This window comes from Kitasatospora sp. NPDC092948 (assembly GCF_044754805.1).
Lineage (GTDB): Bacteria > Actinomycetota > Actinomycetes > Streptomycetales > Streptomycetaceae > Kitasatospora.
This window is the reverse complement of sequence record NZ_JBIVPU010000006.1, coordinates 215,360-238,037: the sequence shown is the minus strand read 5'-3', so window position 1 is coordinate 238,037 and position 22,678 is coordinate 215,360. Positions and strand designations below refer to the sequence as shown.

Annotated in this window: 17 protein-coding genes; 8 read left to right on the top strand and 9 right to left on the bottom strand. The window is 74.3% G+C overall.

Features of this window, described 5'->3' with window-relative positions; translation table 11 throughout:
• Nucleotides 1-93 precede the first annotated feature (93 nt).
• The gene (locus ACIQF6_RS20475) at nt 94-1,554 is read left to right on the top strand and encodes a dihydrolipoyl dehydrogenase family protein (protein ID WP_400896889.1); all 1,461 of its coding nucleotides are present in this window, start codon (nt 94-96) and stop codon (nt 1,552-1,554) included.
• Nucleotides 1,555-1,572: 18 nt separating this feature from the next.
• Here ACIQF6_RS20475 and ACIQF6_RS20470 read toward each other — a convergent pair whose 3' ends face one another.
• Nucleotides 1,573-2,163, bottom strand: a complete 591-nt coding sequence (locus tag ACIQF6_RS20470; RefSeq protein ID WP_400896887.1) for a hypothetical protein — start codon at nt 2,161-2,163, stop codon at nt 1,573-1,575.
• Nucleotides 2,164-2,385: 222 nt separating this feature from the next.
• Between ACIQF6_RS20470 and ACIQF6_RS20465 the strand changes: the two genes are divergently transcribed.
• Nucleotides 2,386-3,411 carry an LLM class flavin-dependent oxidoreductase gene (locus ACIQF6_RS20465; protein WP_400896885.1) on the top strand — a complete coding sequence of 342 codons (1,026 nt, stop codon included), beginning with the start codon at nt 2,386-2,388 and terminating at the stop codon, nt 3,409-3,411.
• Between the two features lie 358 nt (nt 3,412-3,769).
• On the opposite strand, the gene ACIQF6_RS20460 is transcribed toward ACIQF6_RS20465, so the two are convergent.
• Together ACIQF6_RS20460 and ACIQF6_RS20455 are read right to left on the bottom strand one after the other, a co-directional pair.
• Complete coding sequence (locus tag ACIQF6_RS20460; protein ID WP_400896883.1) at nt 3,770-6,586, bottom strand: cellulose binding domain-containing protein; 2,817 nt, start codon at nt 6,584-6,586, stop codon at nt 3,770-3,772.
• A gap of 346 nt (nt 6,587-6,932) precedes the next feature.
• Complete coding sequence (locus ACIQF6_RS20455) at nt 6,933-8,015, bottom strand: LacI family DNA-binding transcriptional regulator (RefSeq protein ID WP_400896881.1); 1,083 nt, start codon at nt 8,013-8,015, stop codon at nt 6,933-6,935.
• A gap of 276 nt (nt 8,016-8,291) precedes the next feature.
• Here ACIQF6_RS20455 and ACIQF6_RS20450 point away from each other — a divergent pair, with 276 nt between their 5' ends.
• On the top strand, nt 8,292-10,046 hold the full coding sequence (locus ACIQF6_RS20450) for a carboxylesterase/lipase family protein (RefSeq protein WP_400896879.1): 1,755 nt from the start codon (nt 8,292-8,294) through the stop codon (nt 10,044-10,046).
• A gap of 117 nt (nt 10,047-10,163) precedes the next feature.
• Here the strand turns inward: ACIQF6_RS20450 and ACIQF6_RS20445 are convergent, their stop codons facing one another.
• Together ACIQF6_RS20445 and ACIQF6_RS20440 are read right to left on the bottom strand one after the other, a co-directional pair.
• Nucleotides 10,164-10,718, bottom strand: a complete 555-nt coding sequence (locus ACIQF6_RS20445) for an EF-hand domain-containing protein (protein WP_400896877.1) — start codon at nt 10,716-10,718, stop codon at nt 10,164-10,166.
• 146 nt (nt 10,719-10,864) lie between these two features.
• Nucleotides 10,865-11,989: a TerD family protein gene (locus ACIQF6_RS20440; protein ID WP_400896875.1), complete on the bottom strand. Its 1,125-nt coding sequence runs from the start codon at nt 11,987-11,989 to the stop codon at nt 10,865-10,867.
• Between the two features lie 202 nt (nt 11,990-12,191).
• On the opposite strand from ACIQF6_RS20440, the gene ACIQF6_RS20435 reads away from it, so the two are divergent.
• A complete protein-coding gene (locus ACIQF6_RS20435; protein WP_400896873.1) occupies nt 12,192-13,865 on the top strand; it encodes a PP2C family protein-serine/threonine phosphatase in 1,674 nt (557 codons plus the stop codon).
• Nucleotides 13,866-13,893: 28 nt separating this feature from the next.
• Here ACIQF6_RS20435 and ACIQF6_RS20430 read toward each other — a convergent pair whose 3' ends face one another.
• Together ACIQF6_RS20430 and ACIQF6_RS20425 are read right to left on the bottom strand one after the other, a co-directional pair.
• Nucleotides 13,894-14,469 carry a DUF4240 domain-containing protein gene (locus ACIQF6_RS20430; RefSeq protein ID WP_400896871.1) on the bottom strand — a complete coding sequence of 192 codons (576 nt, stop codon included), beginning with the start codon at nt 14,467-14,469 and terminating at the stop codon, nt 13,894-13,896.
• Nucleotides 14,470-14,596: 127 nt separating this feature from the next.
• A complete protein-coding gene (locus ACIQF6_RS20425; RefSeq protein ID WP_400896869.1) occupies nt 14,597-15,460 on the bottom strand; it encodes a universal stress protein in 864 nt (287 codons plus the stop codon).
• Between the two features lie 306 nt (nt 15,461-15,766).
• On the opposite strand from ACIQF6_RS20425, the gene ACIQF6_RS20420 reads away from it, so the two are divergent.
• A complete protein-coding gene (locus ACIQF6_RS20420) occupies nt 15,767-16,447 on the top strand; it encodes a helix-turn-helix domain-containing protein (protein ID WP_400896867.1) in 681 nt (226 codons plus the stop codon).
• 28 nt (nt 16,448-16,475) lie between these two features.
• Here ACIQF6_RS20420 and ACIQF6_RS20415 read toward each other — a convergent pair whose 3' ends face one another.
• Nucleotides 16,476-17,186, bottom strand: coding sequence for a hypothetical protein (locus ACIQF6_RS20415; RefSeq protein WP_400896865.1), 711 nt, complete (start codon nt 17,184-17,186; stop codon nt 16,476-16,478).
• 616 nt (nt 17,187-17,802) lie between these two features.
• Between ACIQF6_RS20415 and ACIQF6_RS20410 the strand changes: the two genes are divergently transcribed.
• Nucleotides 17,803-18,822, top strand: a complete 1,020-nt coding sequence (locus ACIQF6_RS20410) for an SGNH/GDSL hydrolase family protein (RefSeq protein WP_400896863.1) — start codon at nt 17,803-17,805, stop codon at nt 18,820-18,822.
• A gap of 70 nt (nt 18,823-18,892) precedes the next feature.
• Here the strand turns inward: ACIQF6_RS20410 and ACIQF6_RS20405 are convergent, their stop codons facing one another.
• Nucleotides 18,893-20,443 carry an MFS transporter gene (locus ACIQF6_RS20405; protein ID WP_400896861.1) on the bottom strand — a complete coding sequence of 517 codons (1,551 nt, stop codon included), beginning with the start codon at nt 20,441-20,443 and terminating at the stop codon, nt 18,893-18,895.
• 88 nt (nt 20,444-20,531) lie between these two features.
• Between ACIQF6_RS20405 and ACIQF6_RS20400 the strand changes: the two genes are divergently transcribed.
• Nucleotides 20,532-21,149: a CGNR zinc finger domain-containing protein gene (locus tag ACIQF6_RS20400; protein WP_400897277.1), complete on the top strand. Its 618-nt coding sequence runs from the start codon at nt 20,532-20,534 to the stop codon at nt 21,147-21,149.
• 24 nt (nt 21,150-21,173) lie between these two features.
• Nucleotides 21,174-22,643, top strand: a complete 1,470-nt coding sequence (locus tag ACIQF6_RS20395) for an SDR family oxidoreductase (RefSeq protein ID WP_400896859.1) — start codon at nt 21,174-21,176, stop codon at nt 22,641-22,643.
• The last annotated feature ends 35 nt before the right edge of the window (nt 22,644-22,678 follow it).

The following is a 22,678-nucleotide window of genomic DNA, read 5'->3' as shown; positions in this document are numbered from 1 at the left end:
GCTGGCCGTGGGGTGCGTGGGCAGGAGCCGGGCCGTGGTGTACGAATGGGGCGTGACGGGGCGTCAGGGTGCGGCCCGGGTCAGGTGACAGGGATGACGGAGATGGGAGGGCTGCTGCGGATGGGTGCGGACGGCGACAGGTATGACGTGGTGGTGCTCGGGGGCGGGCCGACCGGGGAGAACCTGGCGGATCGGGTGCGGGCCGGTGGGCTGACGGTCGCGATCGTCGAGAAGGAGCTGGTGGGCGGCGAGTGCTCGTACTGGGCGTGCATGCCGAGCAAGGCGCTGCTGCGGCCGGTGGCCGCGCTCGCGGATGCGCGGCGGCTGGCCGGGGCGCGGGAGGCGGCCGGCGGGGAGCTGGACGCGGGCGCGGTGCTGAAGCGGCGGGACGAGTTCGCGTCGCACTGGAAGGACGACGGGCAGGTGGCCTGGCTGGACTCCGCCGGGATCGACCTGGTGCGCGGGCACGGGCGGCTCGACGGCGAACGGCGCGTCACCGTCCAGACCCCCGACGGCGGTTCCCGGACGCTCACCGCGCGGCACGCCGTCGCCGTCTGCACCGGGACGGCGGCCGCGCTGCCGAAGCTCCCCGGGCTGGCCGAGGCGAAGGTGTGGACCAGCCGGGAGGCCACCTCCGCGAGCAGCGTGCCCGGTCGGCTCGCGGTGGTCGGCGGCGGCGTCGTCGCGGTCGAAATGGCCACCGCCTGGCGGGCGTTGGGCAGTGAGGTGACGCTGCTGGTGCGCGGCCACCGGCTGCTCGACCGGACCGAGGACTTCGCCGGGCAGCTGGTCGCCGACGGGCTGCGCGCGGCCGGGGTCGACGTCCGGCTCGGCGTCTCCACCACCGCCGTTCAGCGGGGGGACGACGGAACGCTCACGCTGGAGCTGTCCGACGGCACCGAACTGACCGCCGACGAGGCGCTGTTCGCCACCGGGCGAGTCCCCGGCACCGCCGATCTCGGGCTGGACACCGTCGGCCTGAAGCCCGGCAGTTGGATCACCGTCGACGACACCGGCGTGGCCACCGACGTCCCCGGCGGCTGGCTGTACGCGGCCGGTGACGTCAACCACCGGGCGCTGCTCACCCACCAGGGCAAGTACCAGGGCCGGATCTTCGGCCAGGCGATCGCCGACCGCGCCGCCGGCCGCCCCCTCGACCTCGCGCCGTGGGGCCGCAGTGTCGCCACCGCCGACCGCGCCGCCGTCCCGCAGGTCGTCTTCACCGACCCCGAGGTCGCCGCCGTCGGCCTGAGCCAGCGTCAGGCCGAGGACGCGGGCCTGCGGGTGCGCGCCGTCGACTACGAGATCGGCAACGTGGCCGGCGCCTCGCTGTACGCCGACGGCTACCGGGGCCGCGCCCGCGCCGTCGTCGACCTCGACCGGGAGACCCTGGTCGGCGTCACCTTCGTCGGCCCCGGGGTCTCCGAACTGCTGCACTCGGCGACCGTCGCCGTGGCCGGGGAGGTGCCGATCTCCCGGCTCTGGCACGCCGTTCCGTCCTACCCGACGATCAGCGAGGTGTGGCTGCGTCTGCTGGAGACGTACCGGGGCTGACGAGTCGGCGGAGGCGGGTCAGCGGAGGCGGGGCACGACGAGGCGGGCCAGCTCCTGTTCGGCGGCGGCCTCCTTCGGGGCGTTGGCGGGCCCCGCGTCGCTCCGGTCGGCGGTCGCCTCGATGGCGTAGTGCACGGCGCCGACCGTGAACACCAGCTCCGGCATCCGGCCGTCCTCCTTGTAGCTGACGAGGACGGCGCTGTCGCCGATGCCCGCCACCGGCTCGACCTTCAGATCGGGGCCGGCCGTGGTCCTCGCGAACGCGTCGTCCGCCACCTGCCGGATTGCCACGTACGAGCGGCGCGCGCCCCAGACGCAGCCCCACTTCTCCTCCTTGGACGGCCCCTCCGCGAGCAGCTCCGCCGTGCCGCCCATCGCCTTGCTGACCTGCTCGTCGGTGAGGACGGAGCAGGGGTCGGCCGGCGGGCCGCCGGCGGTGACGGTGCCGGGGGTGCCGCCGGCGGTGACGGTGCCGGGGGTTCCGGGGGTGCCGGCGGCGTCGTCGGCGGAGGTCGCGGGGGAGTGCGAGGACGAGCAGGCGGTGGCCGCCAGTCCGGTCAGAAGCAGGCCCGCTGCCAGCAGACCCGGTCGACCGTAGAAGTGCACCATCGTCCCTCCCGAAGAACCCGACGCGGACCGGTCGACGAACCACGGTAGCCGCGCCCGGCGACACCGTCCGCCGGGAGGCGGGATTTCGTCCCATTGCGGCGTGATGGCGCCGCGTCACAATCGGCGGCCACCCCGTTGATCGCGCCGCCCCGGGTGTGTGAGCGTGGCGGGAACGGGACGGGCGGCCACTCCGGGGCCGCCGCCGCGCAAGGAGGAACACCGGTGCCCACCCCCGACCGGCCACTGCGTTCGCTGGGCTTCCTGACCATCGGACTGTTCGACGAGAACCGCCCCGCCGAGGGCCACGAGGCGACCCTGCGGCTGATCGAGCTCGGCGAGCAACTCGGCTACGACAGTGCCTGGTTGCGCCACCGGCACCTCCAGTACGGGATCTCCTCGCCGCTCACCGTGCTCGCCGCCGCCACCCAGCGCACCCGCCGGATCGCTCTCGGCACCGCCGTCACCCCGCTCGGCTGGGAGAACCCGCTGCGGTACGCCGAGGACCTGGCCACCGTCGACGTGCTGTCCGGCGGCCGGCTCAACCCGGGCGTGAGCATCGGCGTCCCCGCGCACTACGAGGACGTGAAGGACGCGCTGTACCCCGACTCCGCCGACCGGGAGGACTTCGGCTACGGCCGGGTCGAGCGGCTGCTGGGCCTGCTGCGCGGCCAACCGGCAAGCGCTTTCCAGGGCACCGAGGGCATCGAGTCGTACTCGCCGCGCGTGCAGCCGCACGTCCCCGGGCTGGCCGGCCGGGTCTGGTACGGCGGCGGCAGCCTGCGCTCGGCCCGCTGGGCCGGACAGCAGGGACTCCACCTGCTCACCAGCAGCGTCGTGCGGGCCGAGGAGGGCGAGGAGACCTTCGTCGCCAACCAGCTCGCCCAGATCCGCGCCTTCCGGGCCGACCACCCCGACGGCGAGCAGGCCCGGGTCTCGCAGGGCCTGGTGGTGATCCCCACCGACAGCGCCACGCCCGCCCAACGCGCCAAGTACCGGGCGTACGCGGCCTCCCGGCACGCCCGCACCCTCGCCCCGCAGGGCCCGGGCCGGGTGCTGTTCGCCCCCGACCTGGTCGGCGGCTCCGAACAGCTCGCCGAACTGCTGTACGCGCACGCGGCGTTCCGCGAGGTGGACGAGGTGGCGTTCTCGCTGCCGTTCACCTTCGAACCCGAGGACTACACGCAGATCCTCACCGACCTGGCCACCCGACTCGGCCCGCTGCTCGGCTGGAAGCCTGCTGCCAACTGACCTCCCACGCCCGGGCGTTCAAGACGGCCGCCGCTGCGCGCCGACCCGCCTGCACCTCGGCCCTGGCGGCCTGGCCACCCGGACCGAGGCCACCCGGACCGAGGCCACCCCCGCACGACAGCGCAACTCGCCTGCCGCGCAGGCGCGGAAGCAGTGACGTGAGCCCGGCGCCGTCGTCCGCGGCTCGGCGTCGAACCGGGGCCGAAGGTCGACCTCGGTGCGGCCGGCCTGTCGGCGGGCCCCGTCCGATGAGGCCGAAGCGGTTCAGCGGCCAGGCCGAGGAGAACGAGCCACCGAGCCGGATCTGGTACGCCGACCTCGGCTGGTCCCGCTCTCCCCGGAGCCCCGTCGCCGCGGACTACTGAAGGGCCTGGTCGATCCGCACCGTGCAGGCGGTGCCGTTGAGGGTGAAGGCGGACGGTGCGGTGTTCGCGGTGGTCCAGCTTCCGTTGAACCCGAAGGATACTGAACTGCCGGGCAGAATAGCCGAGTTGTAGCCAGCATCGGTGACGGTGACCTTCGCGCCGGACTGGGTGACATTGCCGTTCCAGAGCGAGCTGACCTGCTGCCCGCTGGGGAACGTCCACACCACCGACCAGCCGTTGACCGCCGTCGAACTCCGGTTCACCAGCGTCACATTGGCCCCGAAGCCGCCGCCCCACTGGCTGGCCACCGCGTAGTCCACCTCGCAAGCCGCGGACGGGGAAGGCGAGTTGGACGCCGAAGGGGAAGCGGAAGGGGAAGCCGAAGGGGACGCGGAAGGGCTGGGGGAGGGCGAGGGGCCGGGGGAGGACGAGGAGGGCGAGGGCGAGGGCGAGGTGGTGCCCGTCAGGTCGCCGTACAGGATGCCGCGGCCGTTGGTGCTCACGTACACCCGGCCGTAGACGCGCGGGTCGCCGGTGATCGCCGCTCCGGTCCAACCCCACTGGTGGGCGGCGTCGTTGATGCGCACCCAGCTCGCGCCCGCGTCGTCGGAGCGGAAGATGCCGCGGACTCCGCCGATCTTCGCGGAGGCGTACAGCGCCGGGTAGCTGCGCCCCGGGGCGGCCTTGCCGAAGCCGATGGTGTCGGCCTGGTCGACGCCCGACACCTTGGCGAAGGTCGCGCCGGAGTCGGTGGAGTGCCACAGGCCGTAGCCGGCGCCGGGGGTGCCGCCGGCCAGCCAGATGTCGCCCTTGGCGCCGGGGACGGCCTTGAAGCGCACCGATTCCGTGGGCAGGCCGGCGGCCTTCGCGGTGAAGGTTGCGCCGGCGTCCGTGGAGACGTAGAAGGTGCCGCCGGACCAGCCGTAGAAGGTCTTCGGATCGACCCGGTCGGCCTGCACGGCCGCCCCCGCAGGGAGGCCCGCGGCCGGCGTCCACGAGCCGCCGAAGCCGGTGGAGCGCACCACGCCCGCGCCCTTCGGGCTCCACACCGTCGCGGAGCCGTCCGCCGCCAGCGCCACCTGCCCGCCGCCCGTCACGCCCGAGGGCTCGGCCGGGGCGGCGAACCAGTTGGCGCCGCCGTCCGTCGACCAGCCGAGGTGCTTGCCCGTCGAACCCGAGGCGAGGTCGCCGACCCGCACCATGGTGGCCGGCGCCGACTCCGCGAAGTCGATCGACGTGCCGGAGGCGAAGTCCGGCTGGGTGAACATCCGCGCCGGGACCTTCGTCAGGTCGTCGTGCCGGAAGCCGCCGAGGTCGCCGAGCGCGCTCAGCAGCGGCGCGCCCGTCGGCGGCGAGACCAGGTCGTTGACCGCGGTCTCCTCAAGTCCCGTCACCACCGGGGCGATCGAGACCTTCTGGCCGTTGTCGAAGGACGTCAGGTTTGAGGAGCCGTACAGCGTCGCCCCGGTGCCGTACATCATCCGGTCCGAGTCGAACGGGTCGATCTCCAGCGACTCCGTCATCCACCCGAGCTTCGGCGTCTCCTCCGGCGGCGACGGATTCGCGTTGAACGTCAGCCACGGCACCGAGGAGACGTCGATGCTGTACCGGTCGGTGCGGTTCGGGTAACTCCCGTACGACCAGAAGGGTTTCCAGGTCGCGCCGGAGTCGGTGGACCGCCAGACCTGGGTGTCCGGCCACCACGAGCTGTAGCCCGTCACCATCAGCACGTTCGGGTGCTGCCGGTCGACGGTCAGCCCCGAGTAGCCGAAGTAGTTGTTGGCGGTGTCCGAGGACGGCACCGGGCTGACATTGGACCAAGTACCGGTCGCCGTCGTGTACTTCCACACGTCGCCGTGCCCGCCGTCGTACGGGCCGCCGGTGTCGCTGTACGCCACGAACAGGTTGCCGCCGGACGCGTCCAGCACCGCCTTGTGCGGGACGAAGCCGGTCGGCTGCCCGCCGATCCTGGTCCAACTGGAGCCGCCGTCGTCCGAGCGGTACACGCTGTTCTGCTTGTCCGCGACACCGACGAACATCGTCCGCGTCACGCCGTTCACCGTTCCGCTGCCCTGGTCGAACACCTCCCACAGGATGCCCAGCGGATCGCTCTGGTAGCCCGAACTGTCCGACGGGTCCGGCGCGTACGTGCCGGTCACCGGGAAAGCGCTTGCCCGCGACCAGGTGACACCGTAATCGGCGCTGCGCCACAGCCCGTTGCCGCTCGGCGCGCCGAACCACAGCACCGCGTCGTTGTTCGGGTCGATGGCCAGCCGCTCGCCCATTCCGCGACCCGGCATGTTGCCGCCGACCTTGAACGGCAGCGTACTGCGCTGCCAGCTCGCCCCCTGGTCGGTGGAGCGCAGGATCGCGCCGTTCGCCGGATCCCAGCTGTTGGTGTAGCTGCCCGCCGCCACATACACCCGCTTCGGATCCTTGGCATCGGTGGCCAGACTGGCCACACCCGTCAGGTTCCAGTCGTCCCAGCCGATCGAGTCGAGCAGCGGAACCCACTGCTTGGTGGCCGGGTCCTGCCGGTACGCCCCGCCGACATCGGTACGTGCGTAGACCAGCCCACGCTGCGCCTGGTTGAAGACGATGCCCGGCACGAACCCGCCGCCGCCGATCCGGACGTTGTTCCAGCTGTAGGCGGGCGCCGCAGACTCGGTCGCCTCGGCCGGCAGTTGAGGCAGCGCCAGGAGGGCAGTACCGGCGACCAGGACAGCCGCCGCAGCCACGGTCAGCAGCGGTCGGCGGACGCGGGCAGCGGGCCGGGCGGCGGCCGGGCGCGCAAGAGGAACGGGAGGCATCGGCACTCTCCTGGCTTGCGGATGGGGCCACCAGCTAGCAGGCGCGCAGGGCCGGCCGACAACGGGACGGGACGGACACGGCAGAAACGCGCTGGTCGGTGCCGCGACCGGCCTGAAAGGTACACGACCGGGAGACGTCGTCCAGATGGTGACACCTCGTCAGGAATGGTCACGTACGGCCGCAGTACGGTTCGGGGGAGGGAAGTTGGCCCAGCCGGGTGCCACGCGCAGCGGTTGCAGCTGCCGCCAGGTCTCTGTCGTGTCGTCCGCCGGGGGTGGGCTCGGGAGGTCCGACGGTGATCGCAGAGTGGGCCCGGGGCTGCCGCACGGCCGAGGCGGGGTGCCGTCAGCAGGACTGGCGGACCACCAGGTGGGTGGGGAGGACGACGGAGCGGGTCGGGGACGGGTCGCGGAGGAGTTCGACGGCGTGGGCGCCGAGGTCCTCGACGGGCTGACGGACGGTGGTGAGGCCGGGGCGGGCGCTGGCGGCGGCGGGGGAGTCGTCGAAGCCGACCACGGCGACGTCGTCCGGGACGCGCCGGCCGAGGCGGTGCAGGGCGCGGAGGGCGCCGATGGCCATGGCATCGGAGGCGGCGAACACGGCGTCGACGTCCGGGAATTGGTCGAGCAGGCGGACCATCGCGTGTTCGCCGGAGCGGGAGCCGAAGTCACCGTAGGCGACGGCCGTGCGGGCCGGGTCGCCGTGGTCGAGCAGGGCACGGCGGTAGCCGGCCAGGCGGTCCGCGCCGGCGGCGGTGTCCGGCGGGCCCGCGATGGTGGCGATCCGGCGGCGGCCGGCCCGGTGCAGCAGGCGGACGGCGGCGCGGGCCCCGCTCAGGTTGTCGGCGTCCACGTGGGCCAGGCGCTGCGACTGCGGGGGCCGCCCGAGCGAGACCACGGGCACGCCCGCGGCCTGGAGCAGCCCCGGCAGCGCGGGGTCGCCCCACCGTCCGACCAGCAGCACCCCGTCCACGTGCCCGCCGCACAGGTACCGCACCAGCGACGGCCTGGCCGGCCCCGGGCCCGCCGTGAGGACCACCAACTCCCGGTCGGGGACGACGCGTTGCGCCCCCGCGAGGAGCCGGACCGGGAACTGGTCGGCGTGGAAGCGCAGCACGTCCGCGAACGCGACCACGGCGATCGCACCGGTGTCGCGGGAGGTCGCGGCGGACGCCCGGCGGCGGACGTAGCGCAGCTCGCGGACGGCGGACTCGACGCGGGCGGCGATCTGCGGCGAGACCGGCGCGGACCGGTTCAGCACCCGGGACGCGGTGGCGCTGGACACGCCCGCGTGCGCCGCGACCTGGGCGAGCGTCGGACCGGGCCCGGCCGGACGGTCGGCATCGGGCTGGTCGGGGATCGGGAACGGGACGGCACCGCCCGGCTGGGGGCTGGTGCCGCTCGGGTGGGGGAGCGGGTGAACGGGCAACGCGGCCGCCCTTCCTGGCGCGGAGTGGGGGATGCCGTGGCCACCCGCCCGGGGCCACCGGTGTCCGCACCGTAGGTGCTGGTCGGTGCACCGTCAAGAGTCCGCGCAGAACGGAGCCTGCGAGCGGCCGCCGACTGCGGGCCGATCGGAGCGACAGGGGAAGCCCGAACGGATGACGGAACGCGGCACCCGGGACGGCAGCCCGCAGCATGCGGCGCCGCGCTCGTACGCTGACCCGGCTCGCAGCACCCGCACCGCTGGTCCCGAGGGAGACGCATGAAGCTCCGCGCGATCGTCATCGCCGCCGCGGCCCTGGCCGCGCTCTTCGGACCAGACACCGGACCGGCCGACGCGGCGGGTGCGCCGACCGCCGTGAGTTCGCCGATCACGGTGGGTGCGCCGGCTGTCGTGAGCGCGCCGACCGCCGTGACTACGTCGGCCGCCGCGAGTCCGCCGATCACCGTGAGTCCGCCGACCGCGCTGCGGCCCGGGCCGGATTCGCTCTCCTCGCCGTCCCCGTCGACCGATGCGCCCGACACCGTGCGGGTGGACACCGGCCTGCTGCACGGCAGTTCGAACGAGACCGCCCGGCACTTCCTCGGCGTTCCCTACGCGAAGCCGCCGGTCGGGGAGCTGCGTTGGGCCCCGCCGCAGCCCGCGGCGCCGTGGGACGGGGTCCGGGAGGCCGTCCAGCCGGGCAGCCGGTGCCCGCAGACGTCCGCCGGTCCGGGGCAGCCCGCGTCGTCGGACGAGGACTGCCTGTACGTCAACGTCACCACGCCGCGCCGGGTGGCGCCGGGAGCGCGGCTGCCCGTCATGGTGTGGTGGCACGGCGGCGGCTACGTCAACGGCGCGGGCAGTGACTACGACGCCGACCGGCTCGCGTCCCAGGGCGACGTGGTCGTGGTGACGCTCAACTCCCGGCTGGGAATCTTCGGCTACTTCGGTCTGCCCGGTCTGCCGGGCTCGGGCGACTTCGGGCTGGAGGACCAGCTCGCCGGGGCACGGTGGGCGAAGCGGAACGCCGCGGCGTTCGGCGGGGACCCGGACAACATCACCGTCTTCGGCGAGTCGTCGGGCGGCATGTCGACCTGCGCGGCGCTGACCTCGCCGCAGGCCGAGGGCCTGATCGACCGGGCGATCATCTCGTCCGGCTCGTGTCTGCTGGACTGGCCGGCCGGGGCCCTGTACGTGGGCACGCCGGCGGCGACGCCGTACACCTCGCTGGAACAGGACCTGGCGGACGGGATCGCGGCCGCCCACGGCGCGGGCTGCCGGACCGACGAGCTGTCCTGCATGCGGGCCAAGCCGGCCGCCGACCTGGTGCCGCTCAACCAGTCCTTCTCCGACCATCTGGCCTTCGGCACGCCGCTGCTGCCGTTGGACCCGGCGGTGGCCGTCCGGGAGGGACGCTTCCTGTCGGTCCCGGTGATCTCCGGCGGCAACCGGGACGAGGCCCGCTCGTTCGTGGGCGCCGCGGTGGAGACGGACCCGACGCTGGTCACCGCCGAGACGTACCCGAGCCTGCTGTTCGCCGCCTTCGGCGTGCAGGCGGACCGGGTGGCGGCCAGGTACCCGCTGTCCCGGTACGGCGGATCGGCGCCGCTGGCGTTCGCCACCGTCATCACCGACGCGTCGTGGGCGTGTCGGACGGCGTCCGCCGACCGCGCGATGGCCGCGCACACCACCGTGTACCCCTACGAGTTCGCCGACCCGAACGCCCCCGACGTGAACGGGATCCACCTGCCCGACCTGCCACAGGGCGCGGCGCACGCCACCGACCTGCCGTCGCTGTTCGACCTCGGCGGCCTGAACTTCCTGCAGACCGACGCCCAGCGGGCGATGGCGGCCACGATGATCCAGTACTGGACCGCCTTCGCCCGCACCGGCGACCCCAACCACCCCGGTGCGCCGCGCTGGTCGGCCGCGACGATCCGGGGCGGCGACCAGCTGCGGTTCGTTCCGGGTCGGATCCTCGAGGCCGACGTGGCCGCCGATCACCAGTGCGCGTTCTGGGAGACGGTCCGGTAGCCGCTCAAGAGTGCGCGGGCGGCCGCTCAAGAGCGTGCGCAGGGCTGGACGTGTCGACGTGGCGGAGTCCGCGTGTCGCGCCCGGCCGGGGGGTTCCCCGGTCGGGCCCGGCGGGGTTCAGGCGCCCTGTTGGATGGGGCCGATCAGCCAGTTTCCCGGCGCGTTCTCGTCGGTGCTCAGGTAGAACTCGGTGATGGCCATCCGGAACTCGTCGTGGCTGATCACCCCGTTGCCGTCCCGGTCGAGCCGCCAGAACGCGTCCTCCGAGTGCACGGGCGGGATTCCCAGGGCGTCGTACATGCGCACGTACTCGTCCTTGCTCAGCACGCCGTCGTGGTTGGTGTCCAGCGCGCGCATCAGGGCGTCCGCGATGGCCAGCACCGCCTGCTCGAAGTGCTCCGGAGCGGTGACGTTGGCCACCATGACGTCGAAGAACTCCGTGCGGTCGATCTGCCCGTCCCCGTTGGCGTCGCCATGGGCCAGCAGCACGCGCCACCACTCCTCGAAGGCCTTGCGCATCGCTGCGGCGTTCTCCCGGTCGTCCTCGGCGGCCAGCGCGCCGAAGAGCTCCCCCATCGCCTGGAAGTCGTCGTGCGTGAGCACGCCGTCGCCGCCCTGGTCGAACCAGTCGAAGAGCATGGTGAACTTCTGGTTCTTCACATCGCCCGGCATCCCGGTGTCCTCTCTCCGTCGGACGGCGGGGCCGCGTCGCGCGGCCCCGCCGGAACTCTCCGAGAACGCTAGGTCGATGACGAACCGTCAGGCAATCGCCGAAGGCGGGAATCACACCGTCGACGGAACGGTGCGGCGGCCGGCGATCAGTCCTCGTAGTAGTTGTTGATGATCACGTCGGGCTCGTCGTCGGAGAAGGCCTCGTTCAGCAGCGCGCCGCCGACCAGGCCCGCCGCGCCGGCGCCGATCAGGGCGCCGGTGCCGAAGCGGCGGCCCTGGGGCTGCTCGGGCTGGTGGCCGCCCTGCTGCGGGTAGCCGGGCTGCTGGGCATAGCCGGGCTGGGCGGCGGGGTAGCCCGGCTGCGGGTAGCCGGCCGCGGCGGGGGCGGTGTAGTACGGCGGCGGCGTGGTCTGGACGCGCTGGGCGCAGGCGCCGCAGGACTGGATCTGACGCGGGACGCCCCACTGCGGGGACCACAGGACGGGCGTGCTGCCGGGGCCGTGGGCGGGGTCGAAGAAGCAGGTCACCGGGGAACCTCCGAGGGGCTCGGGCAGGACGGCGGGCACCGCCAGGGTGGGCGTGGGAACGGCCGCGGGCGCGGCGGCGGGCATCGGCGGCACCGCCGGAGCGGCCGGTGCGGCGAGTGCTGCGGGCGTGGCCGGTGCTGCGGGCATGGCGGGTGCAGCCGATGCGGCCGGTGCCGCGGGCGGCGGGGCGAGGACCGCGACGCCGAAGTCGGTGGCGATGCCGGCCAGCCCGGAGGAGTAGCCCTGGCCGATGGCGCGGAACTTCCAGCCGCCGCCGTGCCGGTAGAGCTCGCCGAAGACCACGGCGGTCTCGGTGGTCAGCTCCGGGCCCAGCTCGTAGCGGGCGACCTCGCCGCCGCCCGCCGCGTCCGCCACCCGGACGTACGCGCCGCGCACCGAGCCGAACGCCTGGCGGCGCTCGTCGGCCTGGTAGATCGCCACCGTGAAGACGATCCGCTGCACCCGCTGCTCGACGGCGGCCAGGTCGACCCGCAGGCGCTCGCGGTCGGTGCCGTCGCCCGGGTCGCCGAGGTGGGTGACCGCCCCGTCGGGGCTGGTGAGATTGTTGAAGAAGACGAAATGCTGGTCGGAAACCGCTTTCCCGTCGGCGTCGCACAGCAGCGCGTTGGCGTCCAGGTCGTACTCGCCGGCGGCCTGCCACCCGAGGCCGACCAGGACACTCGTCGGGCCCTTGCCGTCCCGGAGCACGGGAACGTTTGCGCCCTTGGCCAAGGCCGTTGACATGCAGGTCCTCCACTCGAACCGAAGATCGTTCCGTGCCGACAACGCCCCGCCTGAACTGGGGGTTCCCGGTTCCACGGACGGGTGGTGACGTAGTGTCGGTCCGGTCGGGTGGCGGGCCTCACCCGTCCGGGCCGGTGCGGTCGTCGGGCGGTGGGCCGGGCCGGAACAGTGACAGGGAATGCCGAGCGGAGAGGGGCGAGGGTTGTACGGGCGAGCCGAGCAGGCCGACTGGGGCGAGGCGCTGCGCCGTACCGTCCGCCGACTGCGCGAGGAGCACCCGTCCCGTTCGCGGCAGCGCCCGCCCGGTCCGCCGCCGATCGTCCCGGACGCCGCGCTGGACCCGGACCTGGCCCGGCCGCCGGACCAGGACCTGCACCGTCTGCTGGACGCCGTCCCCCAGGCCGCGGTGCTCGCCGAACCCGTCCGGGACGGCGACGGCGCCGTGCTGGACCTCGCCGTGGTGATCGTCAACGAGGCCGCCGTCCGGCACCCGCACCACCCGACGAAGGTGTTCGAGCAGGGCGTCGCGGGGCACGGCGTGTCGCTGCGGGAGACGTACCCGGGGCTGTGGACCGAGCCGGTCGCGGCGGCCGTCGAGGACGTTCTGCGCACCGGGCACGCCGCGCGCGGGCTCCCGGTGCGGTGGGACGGCGCCGGCCCGGACGGCAGCGCCCGGCACCGCCGCGACCGGCTCACCGTGCACCGGCTCGGCCGCCGCCTGCTGCTGCTGTGGACCGACGACCGGACCGAGGAGGCCGCGCGGGCCGCGCAGCGGATCGCCCGGGTCGGCTGGGCCGAGTGGACCCTGCGCGACGGGCGGCTCGACATCTCGCCGGGCCTGGCCGTCCTGCTCGGCCGCACCGCGGACACCGAGACGCTGACCATCGACCAGATGCTCGCCCGGGTCACCGAGACCGCCCGCCCCGCGCTGTACCGCGCCCTGGACCGGCTGCTCACCACCGGCGCCGACATCGACGTGCTCACCGAGCTGTACGGCATCGGCCGGCCCCGCAAGGTCAGGCTGGTGGCCGAGGTGGTCCGCGACGAGGACGGCCCGGTCGAGGGCATGCGGGCCGTCCTGCAGGACGTCACCGAACTGTCCGAGAGCCAGCGCCGGCTGCGCGAACAGCAGGAGGAGACCGAGCGTCAGGCCCGCCGCGCCGACGCCGAACACACCGTCGTCCAGCGCCTCCAGGACGCGCTGCAGCCGCGCTCGGCGACCGTGACCGGCGTCGGCGTCACCTCCGCCGTCGCCTACCGCCCGGCCGAGGGGCGGGTCGGCGGCGACTGGTTCAAGGTTCGCCAACTCCCCGACGGGCGCGTCCTGTTGGCGGTGGGTGACGCGCGGGGCCACGGGCTGGACGCGGTCGCGCTGATGTCCATGCTGCGGCACGCGCTGGCCGGGCTGGCGTTCACCGGCGCCCTGGTGGAGTCGCTCGGCGGCTGGCTCAACCGGATCGCCTGCGACGACAGCGACGAGTCCACCGCCACCGCGATCGTCTCCCGCTACTACCCCGACCGGCACCTGCTGCGCTGGATCTGCGCCGGCCACCCGCCGCCGGTGCTGCTGCGCGACGGCCGCGCCACCCTGCTGCCCGCCGAAGTCGGCCCGCCCTTCGGCGTGTTGCCGAGGGTCGCCTACCGGGCCACCGAGACGCTGGTCCGGCCCGGCGACACCGTGCTGCTCTACACGGACGGCCTGATCGAACGCCGCGACCAGGACATCGACCTGCGCCTCGACGCCCTCCGCGCCGCCGTCGAGACGCACGCCGCGGAGCCCACCCTCCAGGACCTGGTGGACGCCGTGGTCCGCGACATGTCCGGCCCGCTGTCGGAGGACGACGCGACGCTGCTGGCGTTCCGCTTCGATCGCTGACGCAGCGTCAATTCAATTGTGTGGAGGGTCAGTCGAGGAGGTAGGCGGCGGCCAGTCGGGGCAGTCGGAGGTGCATCTCCGCGTCGTCGTCGAAGTCGAACGGCTCGCCCATGCCCGCGTCCCGCTCGACCGGGCCGACCGGGGCGATGCCCTGCTCGGCGCGGTGGCGCAGGTAGGCCGGGTGGAAGGCGTTCCGGTCGCCGGTGCGGCGCTCGAAGGCGTACGACGCCGCGTAGTTGACGGCCTCGTTGAAGAACACCTCCTCGGCGTCGAACCGGTTCTCGCCCGCCGCCGCGGGGTGCTCGGCGATCACGTCCGGCTCCGCGAGGACCTTCTCGTACCAGGCGCGGCCCTCGGAGATCACGCCGGCCCGGAAGTCCATGAACGCGTCGTCCGAGCAGCCGCCGCCGATCAGGTACGCCGCCGCCCAGACGTCCCACCGGTACAGGGCGTGGTGCAGGCGGTCGAAGCAGGCCTGGTAGCGCAGCAGTTCCGGCTCCGGCCGCTCGGCCAGCACGTCCACCAGCGCCCGCTCGAAGGGGACGGCGGGCGTGGTCGCGGCCCGGGCGGAGTCGATCAGCTGCCAGAACTCGTCGTTGTCCATGGCGGCCAGCCTGCCCGCCGGGTACGACAACACGTGCGGCCGCCCCGTCGTGACCCGGAGGCGGTGGGTGACGACGGGGCGGCCTGACGACCCGGCCCGGGGGAGGGGCCGGGGGTTCGAGGGGGTGTCAGTCGTGCGGGACGACCGCCACCGGGGCCTGCGCGTGGTGGATCACCGCGTGCGCGACCGAGCCGAGCTTCGGCCCGATGTTGAGGGCGCGGGTGCGGCGGCCCACCACCACCAGGTCCGACTGCGCGGACGCCTCCACCAGCGCGGCCGCGCCGCCACCGGTCCGGACGTCCTCCAGCACCAGCGTCCGCGGGTACTTCTCCCGCCACGGCGCGACCGCCTCGGCGACCATGCCGACGGCCAGCGCACCGAGCTCCTGGCGCTCGCTCTCCACCGGGATCCAGCCCGCGTAACCGTAGGTCGGCGGCAGCTCCCAGCCGTGCACCACCCGCACCCGGGCGCCGCGCAGCTGCGCCTCCTCGAACGCGAACTCCAGGACGGCGTCCGCCGGTTCGAGCGCATCGAAGCCGACCGTCACCTCCGGCTCGTCCGACTCCGGGGTCGGGCCGCCCTCGCGGACCAGCACCACCGGCGTCTTCGACCGGCCGGCCACACCCAGACTCACCGAGCCGACCAGCAGCCCGCGGAACCCGCCGAGGCCCCGGGTGCCGATCACCAGCAACTGCCCCTGCTCGGCGACGGCCGTCAGACCGTCGATCGCCGCGTCCGGCACCAGCTCCGAGGAGACCGCCACCCCCGGGTACGCCGCAGCCAGCTCCTGGGCGATGTCGCCCATCATGGTCTGCGCGCCCATCTCCACCTCGTCCATCTTGACCAGGTCGTTGACCTTGCGGCCCAGGTACGGCCAGGCGTGCAGCAGCCGCAGCGGCGCACCCCGGCGGGCAGCCTCCTGGGCGGCCCAGTGGGCGGCGGCCCGGCTGCGGACGGACGCGTCTACGGCGGCGAGAACGGGACGAGTCATGGCAGTGCCTTCCCTGTTCGGGGTTCCCCGCGGGCCTCTTGGTCCGCCTCGGGGTCGCTGACCACTCTTCCCCCGCCCCCGAGGGCCTGCCAGGGTCGCGGGGCCCGCACGGGTGGGACGTTGGTCCCTTCGGCGGACCGGGGCGCTGCGCGGGTGCGGAGCGGGTGCCGCTCGGGGCCCTGCGCGGGTGTGGCTCGGGGCCCTGCGCGGGTGTCGCAGTGGGTCCAAACGGGCCCAAGGCCTCTGCCGGAGCCGACCCCGGGCGCGCACCATGGAGGTACCACCACCATCAGGGAGGTGACCGGAGTGACCAACGAACACGTGCCTGCCGACGCTGCCGCACCGAACGCGCTCGCCCGCCGCTTCGCCGCCCGCCTCGCCGACCTCGGACTGACCGAAGCCCAGGTCGCGACCAGGGCCGGCATGTCGATCGCCTACCTGCGCCGGGTGCTGGAACTCGGCTGCGACTTCGACCCGCCGGCGCTGCTGCGCCTGGCGGCGGTCCTCGGCCTGGACTACCAGGAACTGGTCGCCGGCGGCCCCGCCGAACGCGTGCACACCGTCGACGCCGGACCGGACCCGGGCAGCCCCCCGCTGGTCGGACCCCCGGTCCTCGGCGAACTCACCACCGCCGAATGCTGGAACCGCCTCGGCGGCAACGGTCTCGGCCGGCTGGCCCGGACCGGCCCCGACGGCCCGGTGGTGCGCCCGGTCGGCTACGTGGTGCACGACCGCACCATCCTGTACCGCACCAACCCGGACGGGGCGCTCGCCCCCGACGCGAGCCGCGAGGCCGCCTTCGAGGTCGACCGCGCCGACCCCGACCTCCGCGAGGGCTGGAGCGTCCTGATCATCGGCCCCCTCGAATACGTCACCGACCCCGCCCTGCTCGCCGAGCTCCCCGAGCCCCCCGCCGCCGGCCGCTGGGTCCGCCTGACACCGAGGACGGTCACCGGGCGGACGATCCGGGCTGCGACCGCCGGCTGAAGCGGCGGGACGAACCGGCTCCGGCTCCTCAGCCTGCCGACTCGTCGGACGGCCGCAGCCACAGGTAGGTGTCGCGCTCCGTGGTGACCATGGACATGTCGCCGCCGCCCGCGACGCGCGGACCGCACTCCAGACGGTGTTCGGCACCCGCGGCCACGGTGACGACGAGTTCCGGACTCCGGCACCAGTCGATCTTGACTCGGACCGTGTGCGGCCCGGGCGAGAGGCCCACCGAAACGGACTTGCCGGGACGGACTTTGGCGACGGCGGCGTCGTCGACCAGGATCGTGTAGGCCCGCAACCTGTCCCGCGGGGACGTTGCGTCACGGCTGACCCGCACGCTCCCGGGCGCGGAGGCCTGTTCGCTCATGACGTCCCGTCCGGCCTCCTGACGTACCGTCGGGCGTTGGTGCGGGATCGGCACGGTGTCGGGCCGGTCCTGCTGCGGCGTTGTGGCAGGGGTGATCCGCGGGTGATCGTCCACGGCATCCCGCTCGGCCTCCTGAGGTTCCGTCGGGCGTCGACGGCGGGTGGACATCACGCCGGGCCAGTCCCGCAGATGCGGCGGGATCAGGAAGCGCGGCCGGTTGAAGCAGATGATCGCGGTCAGTGCCGACGAGCTGATGACGACGCCGAGGAGGAGAAACAGCAGCACGACGGCCACGGCCGGGGACGGCGGCGGTGGGTTGGCGCCTCCGATGACGCCTGTGGCCCGGAGGTGTCCGACCGCGCCGATCATGGCGCCGAGGAAGCAGCTGGACACCCCGCCCATCAGCAGGGAACGCGCGAAATCGGGTGCGGCGAGTATCCGCACCCCGGGCGTGGAGGAGGCCTGGCCTCGCCAGATCCGGACCGCATGCCGGACGAGCACCGCTCCCATTGCCAGGGCGAACAGGGCGAACAGGGCGACCGGCGTTGTGAGGATCATCTTTCGGTACCGCCGGTCGAAGGGATGCCGACCTCGGTTCCGCATCCGCATCCGCACCGGCGGGCGTCGGTCGGCGTCAGTTGATCTTCGTTCGTGAGCATGCCGCCAAGGTAGGGCTTCTTGGACGGGGTGGTGAAGAAGGGTTCTTCCGGGGTCGGATCCAGGGAATTCCGACGTCTCCGGGCGGCTGTTTTGGTGTCGGATACGGCTTGAAGCCGCCCTTGTGACGGTCTGTCATGTGCGGACATGCCAGGGTGCGCGAGGTTTGCGGGACGGGTGGAGCGCGTCCGGTGCGCTCGGCCGTCCGGGTGAGGTCGGGTGGGATGTGCGGCTGTCCGCGTGCTGGGGCGGGTTGACTGCAAGTGCCATGGTGGCGCGCGTCGTTGGACGGCCGGCGAGAGGTGTGGTCCGTGTATCGGTCGGGTGGATGGTGGCGTCGGGCGGGGCGGCCGCGCTGGCGGTGTGCGCGGCGGCCGGGGTGTCGGTGGGCGGTGGTCAGGCCCGGGCGGCGGAGGCGGTGCCGACGGTGTTCATAGGCGATTCGTACACCGGCAATTACGGCATCGCGCCCTCGGCGGACACCGCGCCGCCCGGCCTGTACTGCTTCCGGTCGCAGCAGAACTACCCGGCGGTGGCGGCCCGCCGCCTCGCCGAACGGGGCGTCCCGCTCCAAGTCCGGGCCGACCGCTCCTGCGCGTCCGCCACCGTCGAGAACTTCTGGACGAGCCAGCAGGTGGTGCCGGGCACCGACCTGACGGTGCCGCCGCAGCAGGACGCACTCGGCGCGGACACCCGCCTGGTGGTCGGCAGCACGGGCGGGAACACGCTCGGCTTCGTCCGCATCCTCAAGCAGTGCTCCGAGCGGCTGCGCGGTCCGGAGGGCGCGCTGGTGCCGGCCGTGCCGGTGGACGCGGACTCCCCGGCCGGCGAGTGCCGCCGGTTCTTCGCGTCCGGCCGGGGCAGGGAGTGGCTGGACGACGGGATGGAACGGGTAGATCTCGCGCTGGAGGAGATGTTCGACCGCATCGCGTACGTCACCGAGGAGAAGGCCGCGACGGTCCTGGTCGGCTACCCGCGACTGGTGCCCCGCGACGTGTCGCTGTGCGGCGCCGTCGTCCCCGGCACCGAGGAACTGCCGTTCGCCGACATCCCACCGGACGCGCTCCGCCTCATCGACCAGGTCGAGGCCCGGCTGAACGCCGTGATGGCCCACGCCGCGAGGAAGGCCGGGGCCCAGTTCGTCGACCTGTACGCCGTGACCGGGAACAACACCGCCTGCGACGGCGGTGCCCGGGGCATCGGTGGCCTGCTCGAACCCTCCGAACTCCAGCTCGGCGCCACCACCCTGCCCTGGTACGCCCACCCGAACGCCCTCGGCCGGGACGTCCAGGCCGAGTACGTCGCCGACCGGATCGCCGCAGTGGTGTCCAACTTCGCTTCGCGGTAAGGCAATTGATTTTCGGCGAGAGGCTTTTGAGGGTCGGATCGGGGTGAACGCCCGGCGAATCAGGGGCAGTTCAGTGTTCGGCCCGTGGTCGGGGCAGGGGAGGGCGGCGGAGCGTCGCGGCGGCTGTCAGCGCGGCGGCGAGGAGGAGCGCGGCCGGTACCGAGTGGGTGGCGATCGGGCCGGCCAGGGCGGCGCCGAGGGCGAAGGCGGTGATCTTGAGGCTGGCGCCGGTGGTGAAGACCTGGGCCCGCAGGCGGGCGGGCGCTTCGCGGTGACGGACGGCGAACAGGCCGCTCAGCTGCGGGCCTTCGCCGAGGCCCGCCAGGGCGGCCGCCGCGACCAGGGCGAACGGCCGGCCGGTGGCGGCCAGGGCCAGGGCGGCGGCCTGGAGCAGCGCGCCGAGACAGACCGCGGCATCCGGCGGGAGCAGGTGGGGGCGGCGGGCGAGAGCCGCGTTCGCGGAGAGCGCCGCCACCGCCGTCAGCGCCAGCAGCAGCGGACCGCGGCTCGCGCCGCCCAGTGCGCGTTCGCCGAGCAGCGGCAGGCAGGCCGCCAGCATGCCCTGGCCCGCGCTGGCACCGACCGAGACGGCCGTCGCCCGGGCCAGGGTCGGGCTGGACGTCAACGCGCGCAGTCCGGAGGCGAGTTCGGAGCGCACTGAGCCGGTGGCCCGGCCGGGGGAGGCGTTTTCGGGATCGGTGGGCGGGGGGTGCTGGTCCCGGGGTGGTCGGGTTCGGGTGGGGTGGGGGGTGAACGGCCTTTGGGTGGTGGTGGGTTGGGGCCGGGTGGTTGTGGGGTCCGGGCTGGGTCGGTGTTCGGCCGGCGCTGGTGGTGCGGGGGCGAGTTCGGGGCGGCCGGGATCGGTGGGCAACCCTCTTGGAGAAGTGGTGGGTTGGGGCCGGGTGGTCGTGGGGTCCGGGCTGGGTCGATGTGTGGTCGGTGCTGGTGGTGCGGCGGTGGGTTCGGGGCGGTCGGGATCGAGGGGCAACTCCACAGGGGTGGTGATGAGTTCGGGGCGCGTGGTCGTGGTGTCGCGGTCTGCTGCGGCTGGTGGGGGAAACGAGGGTGTGGCGGTGGGGTGTTCGGGGGCGGGGTTGGGCGGGAGGGTCCAGGCGGCGGGCAGGGCTGCGGTGATCAGGCCGGCGGCGAGCAGAACTGCCGTGGCCGGGCCGAGGGTTGCTGCGGTGGCGGCGGCCAGGGCCGGGCCGGTCAGGGCGGCTGCGTCGTACGTCATGGCGTCGAGGGTGTTGGCCCGGGGGAGGTGGCGGGCGACGCGGGGGAGTTGGGCCGTCCAGCCGCCGGAGAGGGCGGGGCCGAGCAGGCCGGTCGTGGCGGCGAGGAGCAGGACGGTGGGCAGCGGCGCGTGGTCCAGGGTGGTGAGGACGGCGAGCAGGCCCGTCGCGTACAGGGCCAGGGCGACGGCGAGGAGGCGGCCGGGGTGGCGGGCGCGGTCCAGGTGGATGCCGAGGAGCGGGCCGCCGAGCGCGGAGGCGGCCGTCAGGGCGGCGAGGACCGCGGACGCGTCGCCCGTCGGGCCCAGCGCCGCGAAGGCGGCGAGCAGCAGCACGGGTCCGGACATCTCGTCGCCGGTCCGGGCCGTCGTGGCCCCGGCCAGGGGCACCTCGCCAGGGGAGTGCACCTGATCATGCGCCGGACGCTACTTCGGTAACGGAAAACTCGGCAAGGTGCGTTACATTGCCGGCGTGCCCATCGACCAGCCGCCGCTGCGCCCGTCCGTGCCGACCTCGGCCGCCCGCGCCGTCGCGGTGATCAACGCCTACGCCGCAGACCCCGCGCCCGCCCCCGCCGAGCTGGCCGCGATCCTGCGGGCGCACGGCGAACCCGAGCCCGTCGACGTCACCGCGGACGACGTGGACGCGCTGCGCACGGCCGCAGGCCGGTTGCGGGAGGTGTTCGACGCGCCCGACACCGACCGGGCGGCCGCCGCCCTCAACCGGCTGCTGCGCGAACACACCGGCCCGCTCAGGCTCACCACCCACGGCGGCGCGACCGGCTGGCACCCCCACCTGGACCACGACGACGACGCGCCGTGGGACGAGTGGCTGATCGCCGCGTCCTGCCTGGCCCTCGCCGTCCTGCTGTGGGAGCGGGGCCGCCCGCCCGGCGGAAGCTGCGCCGCGCCCCGCTGCCGGAACGTCTACCTCACCACCGGCAGCGGACCCGAGCGCCGCTACTGCTCCCGCCGCTGCGCCACCCGCGAACGGGTGGCCGCCCACCGCCGCGCCCGGATCGCCGCGCCCGGATCGCCGGAACCTCGGACCACCGGGACCTCGGATCGCCGGGGCGAGGATGATCGGCTGAACTGACCGGGGAGCGAGGAGGCGGCGACGGTGCGATGTCTGGTGACCGGGGCGACCGGGTATCTCGGCGGGCGGTTGGTGCCGCAGCTGCTGGCCGACGGGCATCAGGTGCGGTGCCTGGTGCGCGAACCGGCGCGGCTGCGCGACCACCCGTGGCGCGCTGCGGTGGAGGCGGTGGCCGGGGACGTCACGCGGCCGGAGACGCTCGACGGGGCGTTCGACGGGGTCGACGTCGCCTACTACCTGGTGCACTCGCTCGGCAGCGGACCGGACTTCGAGGCCGTGGACCGGGCGGCGGCCCGCGCGTTCGGCCGGGCCGCCGCCCGGGCCGGTGTCCGGCGGATCATCTACCTGGGCGGGCTGGTGCCCCGGGACGTCCCCGAGGGGCAGCTCTCGCCGCACCTGCGCTCCCGGGTCGCCACCGGGCGGGCGCTGCGCGAGGGCGGAGCGGCCGTCACCGAGCTGCGGGCCGCCGTGGTGATCGGCTCCGGGTCCGCCTCGTTCGAAATGCTGCGGCACCTCACCGAACGGCTGCCCGTGATGGTCACCCCGCGCTGGGTGGACACCCGGATCCAGCCCATCGCGGTGCGCGACGTACTGCGGTACCTGGTCGGCGCGGCCGGCCTGCCCGACGGCCCCGACACCGACCGGGTCTTCGACATCGGCGGACCGGAGGTGCTCACCTACCGCGCGATGATGCAGCGCTACGCCCTGCTGGCGGGCCTGCGCCGACGGCTGATCGTGACGGCGCCGGTGCTCAGCCCCGGCCTGTCCTCGCACTGGGTCGGCCTGGTGACGCCCGTCCCCGGCGCGCTGGCCCGGCCGCTGGTCGAGTCGCTGCGGTACGAGGTGGTGTGCGCCGAGCACGACCTGGCCCGGTGGATCCCCGACCCGCCCGGCGGCCCGATCGGCTTCGACCGGGCCGTCACGCTGGCGCTGCGCCGGATCCGGGACGACGAGGTCGACACCCGCTGGTCCTCCGCCGCACTGCCGGGCGCGCCCAGCGACCCGCTGCCCACCGACCCCGACTGGGCCGGCGGCAGCCTCTACCAGGACGTCCGGGAGCGGCACGTGGACGCCGACCCGCAGGCGCTCTGGCAGGTGGTGGAGGGCATCGGCGGCGAGCACGGCTGGTACTCGTTCCCGCTGGCCTGGTGGGTGCGCGGGGCGCTCGACCGGCTGGCCGGCGGCGTCGGGCTGGGCCGCGGCCGGCGCTCGCCCGGGCGGCTTCGGGTCGGCGACTCGCTGGACTTCTGGCGGGTCGAGGAGATCGAACCCGGCCGGCTGCTGCGGCTGCGCGCCGAGATGCGGCTGCCCGGCCTGGCCTGGCTGGAGCTCACCGTCACCCCCGAGGGCGACGGCGCACACTACCGCCAGCGCGCCCTGTTCCACCCGCACGGCCTGGCCGGCCAGGCCTACTGGTGGTCGGTCGCCCCGTTCCACGCCGTCGTCTTCGGCGGAATGGCCCGCAACATCGGGGCCCGGGCGGAGCGGCGGTGAGGGGCGTGCGAGAGGTGCCGGTGAAGCCCGTCGGG